Here is a 23236-nt window from a genome sequence, read left to right as displayed (position 1 = left end):
TATTATTTTGATAAATGTCTATTTCTAGCCGAAGTTTACCAATAGCAGAAACAGAGCTGCTAATTTTTTTACTATTTTCGCAGTATGATCTTAAAGGCCAATAATATTTTTAAATCTTACGGTGATCTTCCGATCTTGAAGGGAGTCAGTGTATCGGTTAACAAAGGTGAAATTGTTTCCATTGTTGGTGCTTCTGGTGCCGGCAAGAGTACGCTTTTACACATCATGGGAACATTGGATAAGCCGGACAAAGGCACCTTGATGATCGAGGGTATCGATGTGTTTTCATTGAGTGAGAAGAACCTGAGTGATTTTAGGAATAAGCATATTGGTTTTGTGTTCCAATTTCATCACTTGTTGCCTGAATTTACTGCATTAGAGAATGTGTGCATTCCGGCGTATATCGCTGGGGTTGATAAGGGGCAGGCGGAGAAGAGAGGGATGGAGTTGCTGGATGTATTGGGGGTTGCCCATCGGGCGAAGCACAAGCCTTCGGCGATGTCGGGAGGGGAGCAGCAGCGGGTATCTGTTGCCCGGGCTTTGATAAATGACCCTACGATTGTTCTAGCGGATGAGCCTTCGGGAAACCTGGATTCAGAGAACGCGGCATCCTTACATCAGTTGTTTTTTGACTTGCGTGATAAGATGCAACAGACTTTCGTCATCGTGACGCATAATGAGGACTTGGCTCGCATTTCAGATCGTACCATCCACATGCGTGATGGTTTAATTTACTAGTATGCAGAAGATATTGATTACCTATGGGACACGCCCGCTAGCGCAGCGTGTTGCCCAAATGATAAAAGAGAAGTATGAAGTGCAGTTTGCAACTTCGGAGTCCATTCCGTCGGTGCTTCAAAAGCAGTATATCCCGATTCCTACCGGAGTCAATCCTACCTTCGCTCATGAATTGTTGAAACTCTGCCTGGATAATCAGATTAATTATCTGTTGGCATTGGGATTCAAAGAGCTCGAGACCTTAGCGGAAGCGAAGTTGCTGTTCGAAGAATATGATATCCACTTGCTAGGTCCACATTTAGAGGAACTGAAAGAGCTTTTTGTGCTTCAGAATCCCAATAAAGACTTGGAACTGCAGTTGGTCCATCATGGCGTGAATGTGTTGGATGGATTGCCTGTAGCTTATACAGGTTCCGGCCTGGTGGTGCTTTCGGATGAAGGTGAGGAGTTTGCATTGTGTACTATTTAATCAAATCATGACGATTTCAGAATTTCCAAAAGACAAGAAAGTCTATCTGTTCGAATTAGATGATGTTTTATATCCTAAGCAGGATTTCTTGTTACAAGTGTATTATCTATTTGCTCAATTTCTTGAGTTTACAGAGGCGCGGCCGATCTCGGCAGAGATGACGGCTTTTATGAAAGACAGGCTATTGGCCGAAGGGGAAGACGCGGTGTTTGATGCGACTGCAAAGCAGTTTGATCTGAAAGAGACGTATCGCGAAAACTTTGAACGATTGCAGGTAAATGGGCATCTTCCATTGAAGTTGTTCTTATTCGATGAGATCAAAGAACTGTTCAAGGAACTTTCTGCGTCAGGGAAACAGATCGCCGTTCTGACAAAGGGCAACCCTGCCTTACAGTTAAATAAGTTGCGACACATTGATTGGGAGGGTTATGATAAGAAACTCAAAGTTTATTTTGTTGACGAATTAGCTTTCCGAGATATTGAACCTTTTAGTTATATTGCTTCTGAAAATAATGTAGATGCGGAAGATTTACATTTTACAGCTACCAATTTGACTAGATAAAATCTATGAAATTCAGAATTACTCTTGCTCTCGCTCTTTTCTTAGCAGCGTTAGCATCCTGCAAGAAGGATGGGCCTAATCCGGATGCCGATAAAGAAATATTACTTCGCGACTCCACCTATTATTATTCTCTTGTACTATCGTTATGGACAGATTCAATCCCTGAGCCTAAGATGAAGAGTAACGATGAGATTGATTTACGTGCTTTTACAGGGAATCTTTCTACAGCGGAGCAAGTGCTTGACAAGGTTAAGGGCTATACGACATTGGATCGATTCAGTTTTATCGACCGTGAAGGGGTAGTAGGTGAAGAGATCGGTCAAGGATTGCATAAAGAGTTCGGATTGGTGCCTGATTATTTCTCTCCGGACCAAACTGCGCAAAATGCAAAGCTTTATATCAAGCTTGTGCAGAAGAACTCACCTGCCGAAGCTGCGGGTGTCGTGCGGGGTATGGAAGTGTTGAGTATAGATGGCAATAGTAAAATAGATTATACGACGCAAAAGAATCAAGGTTTTGCCTTGGTGAATAAATTATTTGGCGGCTCAGAGAATGTCAGTATTCAGGTTAAAAGTCCGACGGATGGCAAGGTGTCTACGGTTAATTTGACCGCGAAAAACTATCAGATCGATCCTATTATCGCCAATAAAGTTATAGAGCGTGGCGGGAAGAAAGTAGGCTATTTGGCATATACCTCCTTTGTTGAAGTTCTTACAAAGACAAGTACAAACAGTTATTACAATGGATTGGTGCAGGCCGTTAAGAATTTGGAAACTCAGGGTATTCAGGAGCTGGTGGTAGATTTACGCTATAATGGAGGTGGATCAACCAATGCGGCAGAACTATTGGCAAACTTGCTTGCTCCAACAAAGGTTGGAACAGGTGTCATGTATAGCTATAAAATTAATGAGTACCTGAAAGGCTGGGGTTGGGATGATGAAAGCGATCCGAAAGCGCCATTTAAATCTGTGAAATTCAAGAAAGAGAACAATTTGAATCTCTCTAAAATCTACTTTTTGGTCACGAAGAGTACAGCGTCAGCAAGTGAGTTGTTGATGAATTCGCTTATTCCGCATATGCAAGTGGAAATCATTAGTCAGAATGGCGTTGGTTCATATGGTAAACCGGTAGGTTTCTTCGGGCTTGGCGTCGTTCATGATTATGCTGAGCTGTATATCACGTCTTTCCAAACGCTGAATAGCAATGGAGATGGTAATTACTTCAGCGGATTAGTTGGTACAAAGAAAAACTCAACGGATGATATACAGCACGCCTTAGGAGATCCTAATGAGCGTATGTTTGCAGATGCTTTATATCACATCGCTAATAATACTTACCAGTCTGCATCGGCGTCTACCCGAAGAACAAGTACGGGACAGGAGATCAGGCCTAAAGCTTTTGATGTTCCATTGCAAAGCGATATTTCCATGAGTATGTTCAAATTTGCGAATGACAAGGATATTCCACAAATAAAATAATTTAGCTAGGGTATTAATCTTTTTTAATATCGATTGGTCTGAATTTTGGTGAGTAAGTTTACTTGTTCGTATACCTCTGAAAAACATCATCAAGCGTTAAATTGAATGAAAAAATTAATACCCCTTTTTGCATTGCTGATATTATTCAGTTGCAAAAAAGATATAACTAAAATAAGTCCTCCACCGAGGCCTGAAACTCCGATTTCTTCGAGAACGGACGAGCAAAAACTTCGCGATAGTGTTTACTACTATTATAAAGAACAGTCTTATTGGACAGAGTCTGTAGGGACTTATGATCCGATCTCTAGCTTTACCGATAAATATAATACTCCGGATAACGTACTTAGTGCTTTGATGCAGCAGACTCCCTTTCATGCCGGCTACAATGGTCCAATCGATCGATTTTCAAGGATTGACGATATTAGTTCTGATGGCGGTTCAAGGGCGAAGCGAGCAGATCTGGCAGATGGCTACGGAATTTACTTAACATTTGCACGAGTAAATAATGCCGTGTATCTCTATGCCTATTTTATTGAAGGTGGGTCACCCGCAGAAAGTAAAGGAATGCGTAGGGGAGACCGTATAATTGAAATGAACGGAAATACGGATATGAGCCAAAATAACATATCCTACATACAAAAGGCATTGGACGGTCCAAATTTAAATCTGAAAGTATTGCGCGATGGTAAGGAGGTTGTGGTTCCTGAGATGACTTATACCAGTTATGACATCAACCCTGTTACTAAAGATTCCGTGCTTACTGTTGGGACTAAAAAATACGGCTATCTCGCTTTGTCTTCCTTCGAAGAGATGACCGATGATAGAGGTAACAGTACAGCAATGTTAAACGATCTTAACGCAGCATTTGACAATTTCCAGAAAAACAATGTTAATGAACTAATATTAGATTTTCGAGTAAATACAGGCGGCTATGTCAGTACGGCGATATACCTAGCAAATAAAATCATCAACAGCAATGGTGACGGAAAATTGATGTTCTCATATGATGTCAATAAGAATCTAGAAAAGTACAAATCAGGAAGAAACGCACAGTTTGACAATGAAATTTTTCATAAAAACAATACTACTGAAATTCAAAAAGTAGTGTTCCTGGTTACAGAATATACCGCTTCGGCAGCAGAGATTGTTATTAGCGTATTGAAGCCATACATGGATGTGAAGCTAGTGGCAGAAAAGTCGGCAACCTTTGGGAAGCCAGTAGGATTTTACCGTCAAGATATTATGGATAAAATCGGTCTTTGGGTTGCCTCGTTCAAAGTAGTGAATGCTTCAGGATATACTGACTATTGGGATGGTATTCCGGCGGATATCAAAAATGTAACGGATAATGTCACACTGGATTTCGGAAACCCTAATGAGAATATGGTAGCCGCAGCATTGAGTTACTTGTCTACAGGATCCTTGACGACGACAGCTCGTGAAGCAAGAGCATCCACAAGATTCGGTTCGTCTTCTACAACGCCTTTAAATAGGATAAATAAGTTGCGTGAGAGGGACTTAATAAAGAATTAAAACTTCATTATTTAATTCTTAACTTTACGACATGGCAGGAAATAAACCGACCACAATAAAAGAAATTGCGCGCAAGCTTAAAATTTCACCTTCCACGGTGTCCAGAGCGTTGAATGACCATCCAAGTATCGGTTTGGTCACTACCATGCGCGTTAAAAAGATGGCAGAGGAAATGGCCTATGAGCCGAACCAAACTGCTATCTTCTTCAAACAGCGTAAGACTTTTACGATTGGTGTTATTTTATCCAAACTTTCTGAGCCTTTCTTTTCCGAAGCTATCTCTGCAATTGAGAATGTCGCTGAGGAGAAAAAATATACCGTACTGCTAGGGCAATCCTTAGATGATGAGCAGCGGGAGTTGAATATCGTCCAAACCTTCAAAAAGCATCGTGTCGATGGTATCCTGGTTTCGCTAGGAAAAAACACCGGCGACACAGACTTCATGGAGGTCTTAGCCAAAACGGAAATTCCAGTTGTGTTTTTCGACTGCGTACCGGACTTACCCAATGTTCATAAGGTATATAGCGACCTTTCTTCAGGTATGATAGAGGCAATTAGCGCATTTATCGAGCGTGGACACAACAAGATAGCGTTGATTAATGGTCCTGAATCTTTACTAGCCAGTAAAGAACGCACGGCTGCCTATACCGAGGCATTAACTAAGAACGGAATTCCGTTTGATAGCAATTATATTGTACATACCGACTTAACGGAACATGGCAATGAGGAGGCAATGGAGAAATTATGCTCTTTAGCTGACAGACCCTCAGCCGTGGTATCTTTTAATGATTTCGTAACGCTTGATCTTATCCGTTACGCAAAACTTCGCGGAATTGTATTAAATCAAGATATGTATTTCATTAGTTATGCGAATTATCCGTTATGGAAATATATGGACAATCCGCCTATGGGTAGTATCGAACAGTATCCCGAACAGCAAGCTCACCGTGCTGCCGAGATATTATTCGATTGTATAGATAAGAAGGAATATGTAGAAACTCCACAAGAAGTTGTTTTCCCTTCTAAATTAGTATTGAAGTAAATTATACAAGCTGAATGCTGTAGGTAATATCTACACCTCCGGCAGCTAACATATCATGAACAGAGCAATATTTTTTCACTGCTAGTTCTGCGGCTTTCTGGGCTTTTACCTCGTCAATATTGCCCTTCAACTTAAACGTAATGTGAATCTTTGTAAAGATGTTCGGGATTTCATCGCGTCGCTGTCCTTCCACCTCCACTTGTATATCTTCAATTTCCTGACGTTGCTTCTCCAAAATGGTTGTGAGGTCGAATACACTGCAAGACCCTAAGGCAATCAAGACCAATTCCATTGGTCGAACGCCCTTTCCTTCTCCGCCGATAGAATCCGGACCATCAATATTTACTTTCACTGAAGAAGATGGAGCTGACGCTTCAAAATGAACAGCTTGATTTTTACGTTGTAGTTCTACTTTCATTGTTTCGATAATTGTGTCTATCAAAAATAGCTAATTTCCTGTTGATTTATGTATCGCTATAGCGCTCTTGACGCAATAATGATGATGTTCCAATAATAAATAGCAATTCCAACCCAGTGTCTTTTATGAGAGGACAATTTGCTGATATCACGACCTTAATTGCCTTTATAACAAGATTTTGACAGAAAAGCAATCGGTTGTGTAAATAGGACAAACGTTTGCATGCACAAATCATTTTTGTTTTTTCAAAATTCGTTTTATCATTGTATATGGAGTTATGCATAATACTCCTAACCAAATTATACCGTTCATTTATTTGATAGTATTTTCAATTTGACTGTTTAGTTTGTTTTAAAATAGGTGATTTTTAGGGGGATTTCGTGTCCCCCTTAATTTTGTAAACCCAAGATTTTGTAAATTAGATCTTATTTAAATATTTACCATGAATAATTCGCGTAGAGATTTCTTGAAGAAGGCTGGCCTGTTATCGAGTGTTGCGATAACTCTACCGTCTTTACAAAACGAAGTATTTGCTTCCCAAAACTTTAATATGTCGGGCTTTGCAGCGCCGAAAATTGACAAAGTAAAGGTCGCAATTATTGGATTAGGAATGCGTGGTCCCGGTGCTGTGGATCGTATTTCATATATTGAAGGTGCAGAGATTGTTGCATTATGCGACAGACATGCAGACGGTGTAACCAAGGCTCAAACTATCTTAACCAAAAAAGGTCTTAAAGAAGCGAAAGCTTATTCAGGTGAGGATGGTTGGAAAACCATGCTTAAGAATGAAGAGTTAGATCTAGTTTATATCTGTACTCCATGGGAATACCATGCTCCAATGGCAATTGAAGCGATGAAGTCTGGTGCTCACGCAGCAACGGAAGTTCCAATTGGTTTAACAATCGCTGAGATTTGGGAAGTTGTTAAGACTTCGGAAGCAACTAAAAAACATTGTATGATGTTGGAGAACTGTTGTTATGACTTCTTCGAAATGTTGACTCTTAACATGACTCGCCAAGGCATGTTCGGTGAATTAGTACATGCAGAAGGTGCATATATCCACGACTTATTAGACCTTAACTTCAACAAGAACGGTTATGATAATATGTGGAGATTGCGCGAAAACATAAAGATGAATGGTAACTTATACCCAACGCATGGTATTGGTCCAATCGCTCAATGTTTGAATATCAACTGCGGTGACAAAATGAATCATCTTGTTGCTATGCAATCTAACGACTTCATGATGGCGGATAAAGCGCGTGAGTTGGCAGGTAAAGATTCATTCTTCCAAGAATTTGTTGGCAAACGCTATAGAGGAAATATGGATACAACCTTGATCAAAACAGAAAAAGGTAAAACGATGATGATCCAACATGATGTTACTTCACCTCGTCCGTACTCCCGTATCCACTTATTGAGCGGTACAAAAGGTTTCGCGCAGAAATATCCTAAAGAAGGTATTGCATTCGGACACAGCTATATTAAGCCTGAGGAGTTGAAAGCGTTATACGACAAATACACACCAGAGTTAGTGAAGTTCATCGGTGAGCAAGCGAAACAAGTTGGAGGTCACGGTGGTATGGACTTTATGATGGACTGGCGTTTAATCGACTGTCTAAGAAATGGTCTTCCATTGGATCAAACTGTATATGATGGTGCATCTTGGAGTGCTGTAGTTCCTTTGAGTGTTCAGTCGGTAGCTAAAAACAGCAGAACAGTGGATATCCCTGACTTCACTAGAGGCAACTGGAAAACCAATAAACCTCATGACATGACTTTAAATGGCGGTGGTAACACTGGAATCCGCGCTAAAGTAGAGACCAAAAAAGATGTTCAACTGAATGTTCAGTAAGAATAGATATTAGATTGAAGATATTAGACCTTAGAGTAGGACTTCCTAATCATAGGTCATATAGCTTGTAGAATCTGAAAGAATGTAGAGGGGGTTTCCAATTTATTGGAAACCCCCTTTTTTTGTGCAAATACTATTTTTACTTTATGTTTGGGCTAATTCATCCCCTAAGTAAGAAATGCTACTAAATTGGTAGACTATTTCTTTCAATTCTAAAAAAGCCTATTATATTTGTATTGATTACTAGCAAAAGCCTACATCTATGGGAAAACTCATCTTCACTATCTTAATTGCTTCGACTACTATATTGCCAGGTTTCGCTCAACAGCCCATTACAGTGGATTCCTCACAGATGATCTGTCATGCTGAGGCCGTTCCATCGCGTGCTACGGCGATTAAAAACGCCAATATTGCACAACAGGGAAAAGATACCGTCAAGATGGTTTACATAAAAGGAGGAACCTTTCAGATGGGCTCTTCAAATTTCGCAGATGCAAAGCCTGTTCACGAAGTAACGCTGTCACCATTCTATATGGATGAGCATGAAGTCACGAATGATCAATATGCTGCATTTGTAGAAGCCACCGGATATATTACAGTAGCAGAACGTCCTTTAGATCCGAAAGATTTTCCGAATGTTGATCCAAAGGTGCTTGTTCCGGGATCTGCAGTGTTCAAAGCGCCAAATAAGGTGCAGGGAATGCAGAACCACCTTCAATGGTGGGATTATATCCCCGGAGCAAATTGGCGTCATCCTGAAGGCCCCGAAAGCAGTATAGAGGGGAAAGGCGATCACCCTGTCACCCAATTAGCGTATGAAGATGCTGAAGCCTATGCAAAATGGGCAGGAAAGCGATTGCCAACCGAAGCCGAATGGGAATTCGCTGCAAAAGAGGGAAAACACAGCGATGAAACCTATTATTGGGGATCCGAAAAAACGCCACATGGTGAATGGATGGCCAATATCTTCCAAGGAACCTTTCCAACCCATAACAGCAAAGAAGACGGCTATGAAAGCACTGCTCCTGTGAAATCTTTCCCACCAAACCTTTATGGACTATATGACATGGAGGGCAATGTGTGGGAATGGTGTTCCGATTTTTACCGACCAGATTACTACGCAAATTCCCCAAAAGAAAACCCAAAAGGTCCTGCCGAATCTTATGACCCACAAGAACCCGGCGCCGTAAAACGCGTACAGCGTGGCGGCTCCTTCCTCTGTAACGATCAATACTGCGAACGCTATAAAGCCGGCAGCCGAGGAAAAGGAGAGGTCAACTCTCCAACAAATAATGTGGGTTTTAGGTGTGTGAAAGTTTTAGATATTAGACATTAGATTTTAGATATAAGAACCTGCAGCAGTGCAGGTTTTTTTTATTTCCGCTTAATATCTAGACTGAACTTTCGGTTTAGAAAGGAAGGATGTGACGTTTGTCAGGATGTTTTGTCTTTGAACCAAGAAAGGAAGGATGAAAGGATAAACAGGATCCTGCTCATTCTTTCTCCATGACACTGCATTTCAATCCGATCCTGACAATCCTTGCATCCTTCCTTTCCTGGTTCAGGAATAGTATTTAGTAGTTAGTACTTAGTATAAAGACCTATGCAGGCCATTCATACGCCATGCCCGATCCTGACAATCCTTAAACCCTTCCTTTCCTGGTTCAGACAAAGCGCCCTTCTTTCCAGCAAACACACCCGACTAAAGCCACCCTTCTTTCCCAAAAATAGACAGCTTAATAGAATCCCCCTTTCTCAAAAATTGACAACCCTAAAAACAAAAAAACCTGCATTGCTGCAGGTTCTTATATCTAATGTCTTAAATCTAACGTCTACTGTGCATTTAAAAACATTGATTTTTGACTGTACAATTCTCTAAAGTGAGGATCGTTCAAATCTTTGATGAAACGAATTGCTTCACCAGTTGATTTCATCTCAGGACCTAATTGTTTATCAACCTCAGGGAATTTCGAGAATGAGAACACAGGTTCTTTGATTGCATATCCTTTTAACTTACGAACGATGGTAAAGTCTTTCAACTTGTTTTCGCCCAACATCACTTTCGTAGCGATATTGATGTAAGGAACATCGTATGCCTTCGCGATGAAAGGAACTGTACGTGATGCACGAGGGTTCGCCTCAATTACATATACGTTCTCATCTTTGATCGCAAATTGGATATTCAATAAACCTTTCACATTCAACGCTTTCGCTAGTTTGATCGAATACTCTTCCATCTTTTGTTGAACAGCTTCTGATAGGCTGAATGGAGGCAATACCGCCGATGAGTCGCCCGAGTGGATACCTGCAGGCTCAATGTGCTCCATCATACCGATGATGTGTACATCTTCACCATCACAGATGGAATCCGATTCTGCTTCTTCCGCTCTGTCTAAGAAATGGTCAATTAAGATCTGGTTTCCTGGAAGGCTCTTCAATAGGGTAACTACTGCTTTCTCCAAGTCCTCATCGTTGATCACGATGCTCATTCCTTGTCCACCCAATACATATGAAGGACGTACTAAAACTGGGTAACCAACTTCGTTTGCCACCTTCAATGCTTCCTCTGCATTCGTAGCAACACCATATTTAGGATAAGGAATATCTAAATCTTTCAATAAGTCCGAGAAACGACCGCGATCTTCCGCTAAGTCCATGTCCTCGAATGAAGTACCGATGATTTTCACACCTAAAGCTTCTAAGCGCTCAGCCATCTTCAATGCTGTCTGACCACCTAACTGTACGATTACACCTTCTGGTTTTTCTAGTTCGATGATTTCGCGAACATGCTCCCAGAATACTGGCTCAAAGTATAATTTATCTGCCATGTTGAAGTCAGTAGAAACCGTCTCAGGGTTACAGTTAACCATGATTGCTTCGTACCCACACTCTTTCGCAGCTAATAATCCGTGTACACATGAGTAATCGAATTCGATACCCTGACCGATGCGGTTAGGACCTGAACCCAATACGATGATTTTCTTGCGATCAGAAACGATAGATTCGTTCTCATCTTCGAAAGTCGAGTAGTAGTAAGGTGTATGTGCAGGAAATTCTGCCGCACAAGTATCCACCATTTTATAAACACGACTAATACCTAATTCTTTACGACGGTCATAAACCTCATCTTCCGTCACATTCCCCAACAACCATGAAATTTGGTAATCAGAATATCCTTTTTGTTTCAAGGTCATGAAGAAATCGCGAGGAATATTGTTCAATTGGTAGCGACGTAATTCGCCTTCTAATTGAACTAGCTCTTGAATTTGTACCAAGAACCACTTGTCGATAAGTGTTGCTTTACGAATAGATTCCAATGGAACACCTAGTTCGAAAGCATCTTTAATATGGAAAAGACGATCAGCACTTGGATGCTCCAAGCTGTACATGATTTCTTCTAAGTTTCTAGATTGACGACCATCGGCACCTAGACCCGCGCGGCCAGTTTCCAATGATTGTGCTGCCTTTTGAAGCGCCTCGATGAATGTACGACCGATTGCCATCACCTCACCAACAGCTTTCATCTGCAAGCCTAATTCTTTATTTGCACCTTTGAATTTATCAAAGTTGAAACGAGGAACTTTCACGATTACATAGTCTAACGTAGGCTCGAAATAAGCTGAAGTAGTTTTTGTAATTTGATTCTGAAGCTCGTCTAAGTTATAACCGATTGCTAATTTCGCAGCAATCTTCGCGATAGGGTAACCTGTTGCTTTCGATGCTAATGCTGAAGAACGAGATACGCGAGGGTTGATTTCGATTGCGATGATTTCTTCATTTTCCGGATTCACGGAGAACTGAACGTTACAACCGCCAGCGAAGTTACCGATCGAGCGCATCATCTTGATCGCCTGATTACGCATATCTTGGTAACATTTGTCAGATAGGGTCATACCCGGAGCTACCGTGATCGAGTCTCCTGTGTGGATACCCATTGGGTCAAAGTTCTCGATCGTACAGATGATAATTACGTTATCATTTGTATCGCGCAATAACTCGAGCTCAAATTCTTTCCAACCTAATACCGCTTGCTCAACCAATACTTCGTGTGTTGGCGACGCATGAAGACCACGATTTAAAGCTGCGTCAAAATCTTCTTTCTTATGTACGAACCCACCTCCGGTTCCAGCCAATGTATAAGAAGGACGGATAACCAATGGGAAACCAATGATTTGTGCCGCTTCTTTACCTTCTAAGAAAGAGTTAGCGATTTTTGAAGTCGCAACCCCAACGCCGATGTCGATCATTAATTGACGGAATTCCTCGCGGTTTTCTGTTTTTTCAATCGCTGCAACATCAACACCGATTACTTTCACGTTATACTTTTCCCAAAGTCCGCGATTCGAAGCCTCAATACACAAGTTCAATGCTGTCTGTCCACCCATCGTAGGTAGAACAGCATCGATTTGACGCTCTTGAAGAATCTGCTCAATACTTTCGCATGTTAATGGAAGTAGGTAAACATGATCCGCTACAACATTATCAGTCATAATGGTTGCAGGGTTAGAGTTGATGATGGAAACTGAAATACCCTCTTCTTTTAAAGATAAGGCTGCTTGAGATCCTGAGTAATCAAATTCACAGGCTTGACCGATGACAATAGGTCCAGATCCAATGATTAATACCGAATTAATGGAGGTGTTTCTAGGCATTATTATTTATTTCAATTGTTAAATACAAAAACTGTTGCCGACAAAACAGACAAGGAAATGTCTGATAGTAAGAGGGAATTCCGACTGCTTTGTCGGAGTGCAAAGTTACATTTTTTATTTTAATAATGAACGAATATTTATTTAGAATTTTACTTTATCCAGACCCTTGCCCCATAACGCCCACCCACCACAATGCTATACCACAAAAATGAGAATTCGATAGATCAAACCCTTTATAAACCCAATGTATAACCCTTTCATACCCCAATCAAACCCGCTCACGAGCGGGTTTGATTGGGGTTTGATTAGTATTTAGTAGGGAGGCGTTAGCATTTAGACCTAGGGCGGGGTTAGATTTTAGATATTAGAACTTGTCTTGAACCAGGAAAGGAAGGATTTTAGGATTGTCAGGATCTGGTCTAATATCTGAAATCTTATATCTAATATCTAACTAATAAATTAAATATGTTTACCTTTGTGCTATGATTGAACTACCGGTTATTCCAGCAAACCAGACACAGCGTAAACCAGATTGGTTGCGTGTTAAGCTTCCTGTGGGTAAAGAATACCGCCACGTGAGAGGCCTGGTTGACGAGCATAAATTACATACGATTTGCGAAAGCGGTAACTGTCCGAACATGGGAGAGTGTTGGGGTGCAGGTACGGCTACTTTCATGATTTTAGGAAATATCTGTACGCGTTCGTGTTCTTTCTGTGCGGTAGCCACCGGACGTCCGTTGGCAGTTGATACAGATGAGCCTAATCGTGTTGCAAACTCGGTGAAGTTGATGCAGGTAAAGCACTGTGTAATTACATCGGTTGACCGTGATGATTTGAAAGACGGAGGTTCAACGATTTGGGCGGAGACTATTTTAGCTATTCGTAGAGAAAGCCCTGAAACAACCTTAGAAACTTTAATTCCCGATTTCAAGGGACAGTGGGAGAACCTAGATCGTTTGATCGCTGTACGTCCTGAGGTCGTTTCTCATAATATTGAAACAGTACGACGCCTGACAAGAGAAGTGCGCATCCAAGCGAAATATGATCGCTCCTTGGAATGCTTACGTAGAATTGCTGCTGCTGGTTTGCGGACAAAATCGGGCATTATGCTAGGTTTTGGCGAGACAGAAGAGGATGTAGTAGAAACTATGCAAGACTTATACGATGCGGGCGTGAATATTTTGACCATCGGTCAGTATTTACAGCCTACAAAGGCACACCATCCGGTAGTGGAGTGGGTAACACCAGAAACTTTCGAGAAGTATAAAGAAATTGGTTTGAAGATGGGATTCAAGTATGTGGAATCAGGACCTTTGGTTCGTTCATCTTACCACGCAGAGAAACATTTATTTGATATGCAATAAGATATAGAAACCTTAGCCTCGCTAAGGTTTTTTTGTGCGTTCCGCTCATTGATAAAGTTTTGTTATATTTCATAAACCAAAACTGTCCTTATGAAGCATTCCTTTTGGAAACACATTTTTTTGCCTTATATCCTGTTGAGTTTTACGATCATTATGGTTCTGGGGTTGATCTTTGCCGCCTTTTCCATTAGGGGGAGCTCTTTTTGGCCATCGTGGGCAATGTGGCTAGTCCCTATTTTTGTTAGCGTTGCGAGCATCTGGTTTCTGCGCGATCGATATTTTAAAGGTTTATATCTGGGGCGCCGTCTATTTTCACAAGTCTATGCGGTCGACATTTACCTTTACCTGTCGCTATGCCTAATTTCCGTGTTTATCTTTATTCCCATGGGGAAGAGCATTCGCTATAATTTAGCGGAAGTGGTGCGTTTGGAGTCGGTCAATGATATTAAACCTTACGAGTCTTTCGATTTTATTGAGTTAAATGATTGGCATGTGGATCGCATGCGTGTTATTCCTTTTTCCTATTTCGAGTTGGCTGGGGGTACCAACGTGGGAAAGGTAGAATTAATTACCCTGTTCGTCGTACCACTGTTCTCGAAAAAAGTTCCCTATCTGACAACGGCCAAGGCTTGGATGGGCTTTAAATATACGGACTACGTTTCCATTATAGATGCAATCGGGGGTAGCGAGAGAGAAGTGGGCGAGCATCTGCGGCGTTCCTACAATCATTTTAAGATGCGCGATATTAGCGACTTTGCATATCTGGAAGCATTGCCTAAGAATAAAGTTCGTCGCATGTTTCAAGCATTGGCAGCCACACATAGCTATTACAATAGCAAATACGACAACGTATATATGGGGCAAGAGGTCGAGCGCGATATTCTTTCGTTGTACTACTTAAAGTTTATGTTGTTTGTTTATGTGATGCTAGGGCTGCCCATTGCGCTGTTATTCTGTTGGTTGATCTACCGTGTACAAAAGAAAAACGAGCTACATGAGCTCGCTAATTTATAGTTATCTATTTCTTTTAAAGACTGATTCACCTGCCACGAAGGTTTGCAGGGTTTTAATATCGCGGAGCTTTTCCGGAGCAGCCTGCATGATGTCTTCATCCAGGATAATAAAGTCGGCATCCTTGCCTTTTTCTATGCTTCCTCTTTTCTTCTCTTGGAAACAAGCATAGGCCGCCCAGATCGTCATGCCGCGTAAAGCCTGTTCTCTGGTGATGGCATTCTCGAATTGAAAACCGCCTTTCGGAAAATTGTTCTTGTCGACGCGAGCAACTGCTGCGTGGAATCCGTATAAGGGATTGTAATGTTCCACGGGAAAATCGCTTCCCAAAGCGAGCAATCCATATTGTTCCAATAAATCTCGATAAGCATAAGCTCCCTTCATGCGCTCATGTCCCAAGCGTTCTTCTGCCCAATACATATCAGAAGTCGCGTGCGTAGGCTGTACAGAAGGGATAATGGAGAACTGTTTAAATTTCTTAAAGTCGCCGGGTGCAATGATTTGGGCGTGCTCAATACGCCATCTACGGTCTTTCGAATCCTTAAGATATTTGCCGTAGGTGTCCAGGATAAGACGATTGGCAGAATCTCCAATGGCATGCGTGTTTACCTGGAAATTGCTTTTAGCTAATTGCTTAATTATATCGTCGAATTCTTCGGGGCTCTGCAATAAAAAGCCGTTCGTCGGCGCGTCATGGTAGGGGTGCAGTAAACAGGCACCGCGGGAGCCCAGGGCCCCATCTGCCATAAGCTTAAAGGAACGTACCGTTAAACGCTCAGACTCAAAGGTACCGGAACGCAGGTAATTCTTTACGCTTTTCGCATTGGCAGCGACCATCGCATAGTTACGAATCTGCAAAGAATCGGCGTTGTAAAAGACTTTCAGTGCGTCGATCTGCTGTTCGGTCAAACCTGCATCCACTATGCTGGTTAATCCTACCGAAAATAATGAGTCTTGGGTTCTTTGAAGCATCTTCACCAGAACATCGTTGTTCTGCACCGGAATATGCTCGCTAACGAGCTTCATTGCATTGTCCAACAAGATACCGTCTAATTCACCTTCTTCATTCGATGAAATCAGTCCACCTTCGACCATAAAAACACTGTCGATAGAGGCTGCTGCTAATGCTTTGCTATTGACCAAAGCAGCATGGTAGTCTACACGAGAAAGGAAGATTGGAACATCCGGAAAATATTTATCCAAAGAGTCTTTGGTCGGGAATTGCTTATCCGGCCATAGGTTTTGATCCCAACCACTACCAATAATCCATTTCTTATCCGGATTTGCCGCTATATAAGTCTGTAATCTACTGAGGAGCTCATCATAGGAAGCCGTGCCCAAGAGATTGACTTCGTCCATAGCATCCGCCAGGAGGAAGAAGTGTCCATGCGAGTCGTAAAATCCGGGGTAGATGAACTTGCCGGCAGCATCAATCTTTTCTTTAGCATTGTATCTATTGAGTAGGTCTTGCGAATTCCCGCGGTCTATGAAAACACCATTATTAATGGCGATGGCTTCAACCGTTCGAAACGAAGAATCTACCGTATACACCTTGGCGTTGTATACGATTAAGTCAATCTGCTGATTGCTGGTGCAGGAAAACAAAAGGGATATACTGAATAGTATGCAAATATAAAGGCTTGCCTTTCTCATAATTGTTGGTTGATCGCTAAAAATACAAAGAAAAGTCTGTATGAAGAAAAAGCTTCTTTTAAAAATAAAAGAAGCTTTTTCAGTATTCAAAATTCAAAATACAAAGATTGTTAGCAGTATTCGTCAAATGCTGCGACTAAGTTGTCAGCAATCATTTGAGCCGGACGGCCTTCAATCATGTGTCTTTCTATCATGTGGACTAGCTGTCCATCTTTAAATAATGCCATTGCTGGAGACGATGGAGGATAAGGCAACATATACTGGCGTGCTTTATCTACAGCGTCTTTTTCCATACCTGCAAATACCGTAACTAATTTGTCCGGATGTTTAGCGTTTTTTACTGCAGCTTTCGCAGCAGGGCGTGCATTTGCTGCCGCACAACCACATACGGAGTTTACAACAACGAACACAGTTCCTTCAGAAGGGATCGCTGCATCAACTTCTTCAACACTTTTTAATTCTTGGAATCCTGCGTCTACAAGTTCTTGACGCATTGGAGCTACTAGATATTCTGGGTACATTTTCTTTACTTTTTAGTTTATGCAAATATAGTCTTAAAACTGAGTTACGTCAAGCAAGGTTCCTCAAGTTAATGTCAATTTCTACAGGTATAATGCTATTGCATTTTGAATTGAGTTGGCTATCAAGTAATTTTGTATCGCAAAAAACTAAAATAAAGATTATTTATGTCATCATTAGAAACTACCTACGTACCTTACAAAGTGAAAGATATCTCTTTAGCAGAATGGGGTCGTAAAGAAATAGAATTGGCAGAAGCAGAGATGCCAGGATTAATGAGCCTTCGTAAAGAGTTTGGTGCTTCTAAACCTTTAAAAGGTGCTCGTATTGCCGGCTGTTTGCACATGACGATTCAGACTGCTGTGTTAATCGAGACATTGGTAGAATTAGGTGCAGATGTATCTTGGTCATCATGTAACATCTTCTCAACACAAGATCATGCGGCTGCGGCAATCGCTGCAGCGGGAATTCCGGTTTACGCCTGGAAAGGGATGAACGAAGAGGAATTCAACTGGTGTATTGAGCAGACTTTATTCTTCGGCGAAGAACGTCAACCTTTAAATATGATTTTAGATGATGGTGGTGATTTGACCAATATGGTGTTCGATCAATTCCCTGAGTTAATCGATGGCATCAGAGGTCTTTCTGAAGAGACTACAACCGGCGTGCACCGTTTATACGAGCGCATGAAAAACGGTACATTGCACTTACCAGCAATCAACGTAAATGACTCGGTTACTAAATCGAAATTTGATAATAAATATGGCTGCCGCGAATCTTTAGTAGATGCGATCCGTCGCGCTACAGACTTAATGTTAGCAGGAAAAGTTGCGGTTGTAGCAGGTTACGGCGATGTGGGTAAAGGTTCTGCAGAATCGTTACGTTCAGCGGGAGTTCGCGTAATCGTTACGGAAATTGATCCTATCTGTGCGTTGCAAGCAGCAATGGAAGGTTTCGAAGTGAAGAAAATGGCTGATGCGATCGTTGAAGCTAATATCGTTGTAACGACGACAGGTAACAAGGATATCGTTCGTCCAGAACACTTCAAAGCAATGAAAGATAAAACAGTTGTTTGTAATATCGGACACTTCGATAATGAAATCGATGTTGCTTGGTTAAACGAAAACTACGGATCGACTAAAGTGGAAATCAAACCGCAAGTTGATAAATATACCATCGACGGTAAAGATATTATCTTATTAGCTGAAGGCCGTTTAGTAAACTTAGGCTGTGCGACTGGTCACCCTTCTTTCGTGATGTCAAACTCGTTCACTAACCAAACGCTTGCGCAACTGGAGTTGTGGACTAATACAGACCAATACGAAAAACAAGTGTACACACTTCCTAAACACCTAGATGAGAAAGTTGCTCGTTTGCACTTAGCTCATATCGGTGTAGAATTAGAGGAACTAACACAAGAACAAGCAGCCTATATCGGTGTTACCGTAGAAGGTCCTTACAAACCGGAAGCGTATCGTTACTAGATTTTAGAATCTAGATTTTAGATATTAGATGTAAGATTTTAGAACCTGCAGCAATGCAGGTTCTTTTTTTTGGTTTGTTTTGAAATAGTATTTAGTATTTAGTACTTAGTATAAAGACCTATGGTGGGCAATTTGTCCCTCACTTTTACCGCATGCCAAATATCCTGTCAATCCTTGAATCCTTCGTTTCCTGCTTCAAGACAGGTTCTCTTATCTAATGCCTAAAAATGGTTTTCCGCCCTAGGTCTAACTACTAACTACTAAATACTAACTACTTTTTTTGTTCAAACAAGAGTCTAATGTCTAAAATCTAATATCTAAAATCTTTTTTTGTTTTATTCAAATCTTCTCCATATCTTAGCCGTCGCTTATAGAGAAAGGCAGAGGGAATAGACCCGATGAAGCCTTAGCAACCTGTCTCTTGACAAGGTGCTAAATTCTACCTTTAAAAAGGAATGATAAGCCAAGTTCACTAGTCCTAAGTGGCCTTCTCTAGCAAAGTAAAATAGTAGATTAAAAATTTATTCAATACTGTATGTTATTAACGAACAACTTAGGTTACCCACGTGTGGGTGCATTCCGCGAGCTAAAGAAAGCTAACGAAGCTTACTGGGCGAAAAAAATTAGCGCGGAAGAATTATTGCAAGCTGGACTGAAAATCCGTGAAGGCAACTGGAAGACTCAACAAGAGGCGGGTATCGATTTGATCCCATCAAATGACTTCTCTTTTTACGATCAAGTATTAGACTTATCTTTAACTGTAGGTGCAATCCCTGCTCGTTACAATTCATTATTAAATAAAATCGATCGCCAATATAACTTAGACTTATATTTTGCGATGGCACGTGGTTTCCAAGAGGGTGGCGTAGATGTTACGGCTATGGAAATGACAAAATGGTTCGACACGAACTACCACTATATCGTTCCTGAGTTTGTAAAAAACCAAGAATTCAAATTAACTTCTGAAAAATTCTTAAGCGAATATAACGAAGCTAAACAATTGGGTATCGAAACTAAGCCAGTTGTCCTTGGCCCAATCTCTTACTTATTATTAGGTAAAGAAAAAGAATCAGGATTTAACCGTATCGACCTTATCGACAACTTACTTCCTGTATACGAAGAAATCTTATCAAAATTAGCGGAAGCTGGTGCTCAATACGTTCAAATCGACGAGCCTTTCTTAGCGCTTGATATTGATGATGCTACTCGCGCATTGTACGGTAAAGTTTTTGAAAAACTTGCTGCTGCTGCGAAAGGCGTTAAATTAATCGTTGCTACTTATTTCGAAGCGCTACGTGACAACGAAGACACAGCAGTTAGTCTTCCGGTTCACGCTTTACACCTAGACTTGGTTCGTGGTGAAAATCAGCTTGACACTATATTATCAAAAGTTCCAGCTTCATTGACTTTATCTTTAGGTATTGTTGAAGGAAGAAACATCTGGAAAAATGACTACGAAAACTCTTTAGTAAAAATCAAACAAGCAGTAGATGCTTTAGGAAAAGACCGCGTATGGGTTGCTCCTTCATCATCATTATTGCACGTTCCTTTCGATTTAGATAACGAGCATAACGAAGAGTCGCTTCCTAAAGAAGTTAAAAACTGGTTAGCATTTGCTAAACAAAAGTTAGCGGAAGTTAAAGACTTAGCCGTATTAGCAGATGGTGAAGTTGATGCTGCGACGCAAGAGCGTTTCGAAGCAAACAAAGCTGCTGCAGAAAGCCGTCGTACATCGCCATTAATCCACAAACCTGAAGTTAAAGAGCGCGTTAATAACATTACTGATGAAGACGCAAAACGTACTTCAGGCTTCGATGCTCGTAAAGCTGCTCAACAAGCGAAATTTAACTTGCCAGGATTCGCAACAACAACAATCGGTTCATTCCCACAAACGAAAGATGTTCGTAAATGGAGAGCTGACTTGAAAAAAGGTGCAATCACACAAGAGCAATACGACAAAGAGATCGCAGAAGAAACTGAAAGAACAATCCGTTTACAGGAAGAATTAGATATCGATGTATTAGTACACGGTGAATTCGAGCGTAACGACATGGTTGAGTACTTCGGTGAGCAATTAGCAGGATACGCATTCACACAAAACGGATGGGTTCAATCATACGGTTCTCGTTGTGTTAAACCTCCGGTAATTTATGGTGATGTGTACCGTCCTGAAGATATGACTGTACGTTGGTCAGCATATGCACAATCATTGACTAACCGTCCAGTGAAAGGGATGTTAACAGGTCCTGTTACGATCTTACAATGGTCTTTCGTACGTAACGATCAACCTCGTTCGACAACGACATACCAAATCGCTTTAGCTATTCTTGACGAAGTTCAAGCATTAGAAAAAGCAGGTATCAAGATTATTCAAATTGATGAGCCAGCAATTCGCGAAGGTTTACCATTGCGTAAAGGTGATCAACAAGCATATTTAGATTGGGCTGTACGTTCATTCCGCGTTTCTTCGTCAAACGTTGATGATGATACACAGATCCACACGCACATGTGTTATTCAGAATTCAACGATATCATCCAAGATATCGCTGCAATGGATGCTGACGTGATCACAATCGAGACTTCACGTTCTCAAATGGAATTATTAGATGCATTTGCTGACTTTAAATATCCTAACGATATTGGTCCTGGTGTATATGATATCCACTCTCCACGTGTTCCTAGCACGGAAGAAATGGTGAATTTACTTCGTAAAGCAAAAGCGGTAGTTCCTGCTGAGCAATTATGGGTTAACCCTGACTGTGGTTTGAAAACTCGTGCTTGGCCTGAGACAAAAGCTGCACTAGAATCTATGGTGGAAGCCGCTAAGATTTTAAGAGCTGAATAAACTTAGCTTGTAGTAATATAAAATATCGTATGAAACGGTCTGCGTAGTGATATGCAGACCGTTTTTTTGTGCTATTTCCGGCGACTATGCTATTTATTTGCTCGTATGCTCAGGTAATAGATTGGTACACCCATCATAATGAGGATAAATCCTGGCCAGGTATAGTTCGGCTTGAACAAGATTAATAGCACACAGAATACAGTTCCTATAATGAGATAGATCAATGGCGTAATCGGATAGAGGAATGTTCTATAACTTCTTTCTAGCGTAGGTTTCTTCACGCGCAGATAGATGACGCCAAATACGGTGATCATATAGAAGATGACAATAACGAAGGACACCATATCCAATAGGTTACCGTATTGTCCACTAAGGCACAGTAGGGATGCCCATATCCCTTGTAACCACAGCGATCTTTCGGGAACATCATGCTTATTGTTCGCGATCGCCTGTTTAAGAAAAAGGCCGTCTTTTGCCATTGTCTGAAATACGCGAGCACCAGAAAGCACAATTCCATTCACACAGCCAAATGTCGAAACCATAACCAACAAGGCCATCGCAATAGTGCCACTATGTCCCAGCAGCTTTTCAGCCGCTGCTACGGCAACCCTGTCGTTTGCCGCAAATGCAATCTCATCGCGGTTGAGTGCTGAGAGATAAACATAATTACAGAATAGATACAAGACCATGACTAAGGTGGTCCCAATCACCATAGAACGCACGACATCACGTTTGGGGTTCTTCATTTCACCAGCTACAAAGGTCACATTCTCCCATGCTACGCTACTGAAAATGGAACCTACCATTGCAGCAGCGATTCCTCCCATCAGTGTAGCCCCAGAAATACTAGTCCAGCCTTCCCCTTTTAGATTTTGAAAGGCATGCCATCTGTAGGAAATGTTTTCGAAGAAGAAATTTGATTTTATTAAATAGACGCCCCCAATTATTAGCAGGATCAAAGCAATGATTTTAGAGGATGTAAAAAGAAACTGTACGATTTTTCCGCTCTGTATTCCCTTTGTATTGATATAGGTCAGCAGGAGTATGACGAGAATAGCGAGGATCTGCATCCAGGTGATCATGAAACTGCCGTTTTGGTAAAGCGGAGGGGCATCATTTAGTTGCGGGAAGAGGTAGCCCGTAAATTTGCCAAAGGCAACTGCGACGGCTGCAATTGTTCCCGTCTGAATAACAGCGAACAAGCTCCAGCCATAAAGAAAGCCCGTCATTTTACCGAAGGTTTCTGTGAGATAGGTATATTGTCCGCCTGCTTTTGGGAACAGCGAGGAGAGCTCGCCATAACATATTGCGGCTGCAATGGTTGCAATGCTGGTAATCAACCATACGGCAATAAGCCAATATCCGGAGCCAAGTTGTCGCATCATATCTGAGCTCACAATGAAGATACCACTACCTATCATCGAACCCATGACAATCATGATTCCATCCCAGAGGGATAATTGTTTTTTCATTATTTAGGATTTATAAAAATAAACGTACAAATAAATTGAAACAAATTAAGGGGGAGTCTAAAATTTTAGCTTACTGACTCACACCGGTTTATCGCAACTTTCGAATAGCAAGTCGTTGGAAAGAATAGAATAGCTCAAACT

At 41.3% G+C, this 23236-nt stretch carries 17 protein-coding genes and 1 riboswitch; of the genes, 12 read left to right on the top strand and 5 right to left on the bottom strand.

Annotated features, from left to right (window positions below):
• The first annotated feature begins 84 nt into the window (after positions 1–84).
• The 6 genes from QYC40_RS15580 (at position 85) to QYC40_RS15555 (ending at position 5822) form a co-directional block, all read left to right on the top strand.
• Positions 85–738: an ABC transporter ATP-binding protein gene (locus QYC40_RS15580; protein ID WP_301991060.1), complete on the top strand. Its 654-nt coding sequence runs from the start codon at positions 85–87 to the stop codon at positions 736–738.
• Position 739: 1 nt separating this feature from the next.
• Positions 740–1207: a hypothetical protein gene (locus QYC40_RS15575; protein WP_301991059.1), complete on the top strand. Its 468-nt coding sequence runs from the start codon at positions 740–742 to the stop codon at positions 1205–1207.
• Between the two features lie 7 nt (positions 1208–1214).
• Positions 1215–1769 (top strand): HAD family hydrolase, encoded by a 555-nt coding sequence (locus tag QYC40_RS15570; RefSeq protein WP_301991057.1) that lies wholly within the window; start codon positions 1215–1217, stop codon positions 1767–1769.
• A 5-nt stretch (positions 1770–1774) separates the two neighbouring features.
• Positions 1775–3247 (top strand): S41 family peptidase, encoded by a 1473-nt coding sequence (locus QYC40_RS15565; RefSeq protein ID WP_301991056.1) that lies wholly within the window; start codon positions 1775–1777, stop codon positions 3245–3247.
• Positions 3248–3352: 105 nt separating this feature from the next.
• Positions 3353–4780, top strand: a complete 1428-nt coding sequence (locus QYC40_RS15560) for a S41 family peptidase (RefSeq protein WP_301991055.1) — start codon at positions 3353–3355, stop codon at positions 4778–4780.
• A 31-nt stretch (positions 4781–4811) separates the two neighbouring features.
• Entirely contained in the window at positions 4812–5822 is a 1011-nt protein-coding gene (locus tag QYC40_RS15555; RefSeq protein ID WP_301991053.1) for a LacI family DNA-binding transcriptional regulator, read from the top strand.
• Position 5823: 1 nt separating this feature from the next.
• On the opposite strand, the gene QYC40_RS15550 is transcribed toward QYC40_RS15555, so the two are convergent.
• Positions 5824–6240 carry an OsmC family protein gene (locus tag QYC40_RS15550; RefSeq protein WP_301991051.1) on the bottom strand — a complete coding sequence of 139 codons (417 nt, stop codon included), beginning with the start codon at positions 6238–6240 and terminating at the stop codon, positions 5824–5826.
• 442 nt (positions 6241–6682) lie between these two features.
• Here QYC40_RS15550 and QYC40_RS15545 point away from each other — a divergent pair, with 442 nt between their 5' ends.
• Complete coding sequence (locus tag QYC40_RS15545) at positions 6683–8095, top strand: Gfo/Idh/MocA family protein (protein ID WP_301991049.1); 1413 nt, start codon at positions 6683–6685, stop codon at positions 8093–8095.
• 262 nt (positions 8096–8357) lie between these two features.
• Positions 8358–9431 carry a formylglycine-generating enzyme family protein gene (locus QYC40_RS15540; protein ID WP_301991047.1) on the top strand — a complete coding sequence of 358 codons (1074 nt, stop codon included), beginning with the start codon at positions 8358–8360 and terminating at the stop codon, positions 9429–9431.
• Between the two features lie 496 nt (positions 9432–9927).
• On the opposite strand, the gene carB is transcribed toward QYC40_RS15540, so the two are convergent.
• Complete coding sequence (gene carB, locus QYC40_RS15535) at positions 9928–12747, bottom strand: carbamoyl-phosphate synthase large subunit (RefSeq protein ID WP_301991046.1); 2820 nt, start codon at positions 12745–12747, stop codon at positions 9928–9930.
• A 482-nt stretch (positions 12748–13229) separates the two neighbouring features.
• Here carB and lipA point away from each other — a divergent pair, with 482 nt between their 5' ends.
• The gene (gene lipA / locus QYC40_RS15530) at positions 13230–14111 is read left to right on the top strand and encodes a lipoyl synthase (protein WP_149524798.1); all 882 of its coding nucleotides are present in this window, start codon (positions 13230–13232) and stop codon (positions 14109–14111) included.
• Positions 14112–14201: 90 nt separating this feature from the next.
• Positions 14202–15125, top strand: a complete 924-nt coding sequence (locus QYC40_RS15525) for a hypothetical protein (protein ID WP_301991045.1) — start codon at positions 14202–14204, stop codon at positions 15123–15125.
• Here the strand turns inward: QYC40_RS15525 and QYC40_RS15520 are convergent, their stop codons facing one another.
• Positions 15126–16775, bottom strand: a complete 1650-nt coding sequence (locus QYC40_RS15520; protein ID WP_301991043.1) for an amidohydrolase — start codon at positions 16773–16775, stop codon at positions 15126–15128.
• A 110-nt stretch (positions 16776–16885) separates the two neighbouring features.
• Positions 16886–17296, bottom strand: coding sequence for a BrxA/BrxB family bacilliredoxin (locus QYC40_RS15515; protein WP_149524801.1), 411 nt, complete (start codon positions 17294–17296; stop codon positions 16886–16888).
• Positions 17297–17461: 165 nt separating this feature from the next.
• On the opposite strand from QYC40_RS15515, the gene ahcY reads away from it, so the two are divergent.
• Together ahcY and metE are read left to right on the top strand one after the other, a co-directional pair.
• Positions 17462–18778 carry an adenosylhomocysteinase gene (ahcY, locus tag QYC40_RS15510; RefSeq protein ID WP_301991042.1) on the top strand — a complete coding sequence of 439 codons (1317 nt, stop codon included), beginning with the start codon at positions 17462–17464 and terminating at the stop codon, positions 18776–18778.
• A gap of 365 nt (positions 18779–19143) precedes the next feature.
• Positions 19144–19243, top strand: a riboswitch (SAM riboswitch).
• Positions 19244–19313: 70 nt separating this feature from the next.
• Entirely contained in the window at positions 19314–21623 is a 2310-nt protein-coding gene (gene metE / locus QYC40_RS15505) for a 5-methyltetrahydropteroyltriglutamate--homocysteine S-methyltransferase (protein ID WP_301991041.1), read from the top strand.
• A gap of 89 nt (positions 21624–21712) precedes the next feature.
• Here metE and QYC40_RS15500 read toward each other — a convergent pair whose 3' ends face one another.
• Positions 21713–23095 carry an APC family permease gene (locus QYC40_RS15500; RefSeq protein ID WP_301991040.1) on the bottom strand — a complete coding sequence of 461 codons (1383 nt, stop codon included), beginning with the start codon at positions 23093–23095 and terminating at the stop codon, positions 21713–21715.
• Positions 23096–23236 lie beyond the last annotated feature (141 nt).

Source organism: Sphingobacterium sp. BN32, from assembly GCF_030503615.1.
GTDB lineage: Bacteria > Bacteroidota > Bacteroidia > Sphingobacteriales > Sphingobacteriaceae > Sphingobacterium.
Note: the sequence above shows the minus strand (reverse complement) of the source record. Positions and strands in the feature narration are given on the sequence as shown.

Coding starts and splice junctions, on each gene's coding strand:
- QYC40_RS15575 (WP_301991059.1), top strand. CDS start 740: ATGCAGAAGATATTGATTACCTATGGGACACGCCCGCTAGCGCAGCGT.
- QYC40_RS15545 (WP_301991049.1), top strand. CDS start 6,683: ATGAATAATTCGCGTAGAGATTTCTTGAAGAAGGCTGGCCTGTTATCG.
- QYC40_RS15525 (WP_301991045.1), top strand. CDS start 14,202: ATGAAGCATTCCTTTTGGAAACACATTTTTTTGCCTTATATCCTGTTG.
- QYC40_RS15555 (WP_301991053.1), top strand. CDS start 4,812: ATGGCAGGAAATAAACCGACCACAATAAAAGAAATTGCGCGCAAGCTT.
- QYC40_RS15565 (WP_301991056.1), top strand. CDS start 1,775: ATGAAATTCAGAATTACTCTTGCTCTCGCTCTTTTCTTAGCAGCGTTA.
- QYC40_RS15520 (WP_301991043.1), bottom strand. CDS start 16,775: ATGAGAAAGGCAAGCCTTTATATTTGCATACTATTCAGTATATCCCTT.
- carB (WP_301991046.1), bottom strand. CDS start 12,747: ATGCCTAGAAACACCTCCATTAATTCGGTATTAATCATTGGATCTGGA.
- QYC40_RS15500 (WP_301991040.1), bottom strand. CDS start 23,095: ATGAAAAAACAATTATCCCTCTGGGATGGAATCATGATTGTCATGGGT.
- metE (WP_301991041.1), top strand. CDS start 19,314: ATGTTATTAACGAACAACTTAGGTTACCCACGTGTGGGTGCATTCCGC.
- QYC40_RS15515 (WP_149524801.1), bottom strand. CDS start 17,296: ATGTACCCAGAATATCTAGTAGCTCCAATGCGTCAAGAACTTGTAGAC.
- ahcY (WP_301991042.1), top strand. CDS start 17,462: ATGTCATCATTAGAAACTACCTACGTACCTTACAAAGTGAAAGATATC.
- QYC40_RS15540 (WP_301991047.1), top strand. CDS start 8,358: ATGGGAAAACTCATCTTCACTATCTTAATTGCTTCGACTACTATATTG.
- QYC40_RS15550 (WP_301991051.1), bottom strand. CDS start 6,240: ATGAAAGTAGAACTACAACGTAAAAATCAAGCTGTTCATTTTGAAGCG.
- QYC40_RS15570 (WP_301991057.1), top strand. CDS start 1,215: ATGACGATTTCAGAATTTCCAAAAGACAAGAAAGTCTATCTGTTCGAA.
- lipA (WP_149524798.1), top strand. CDS start 13,230: ATGATTGAACTACCGGTTATTCCAGCAAACCAGACACAGCGTAAACCA.
- QYC40_RS15560 (WP_301991055.1), top strand. CDS start 3,353: ATGAAAAAATTAATACCCCTTTTTGCATTGCTGATATTATTCAGTTGC.
- QYC40_RS15580 (WP_301991060.1), top strand. CDS start 85: ATGATCTTAAAGGCCAATAATATTTTTAAATCTTACGGTGATCTTCCG.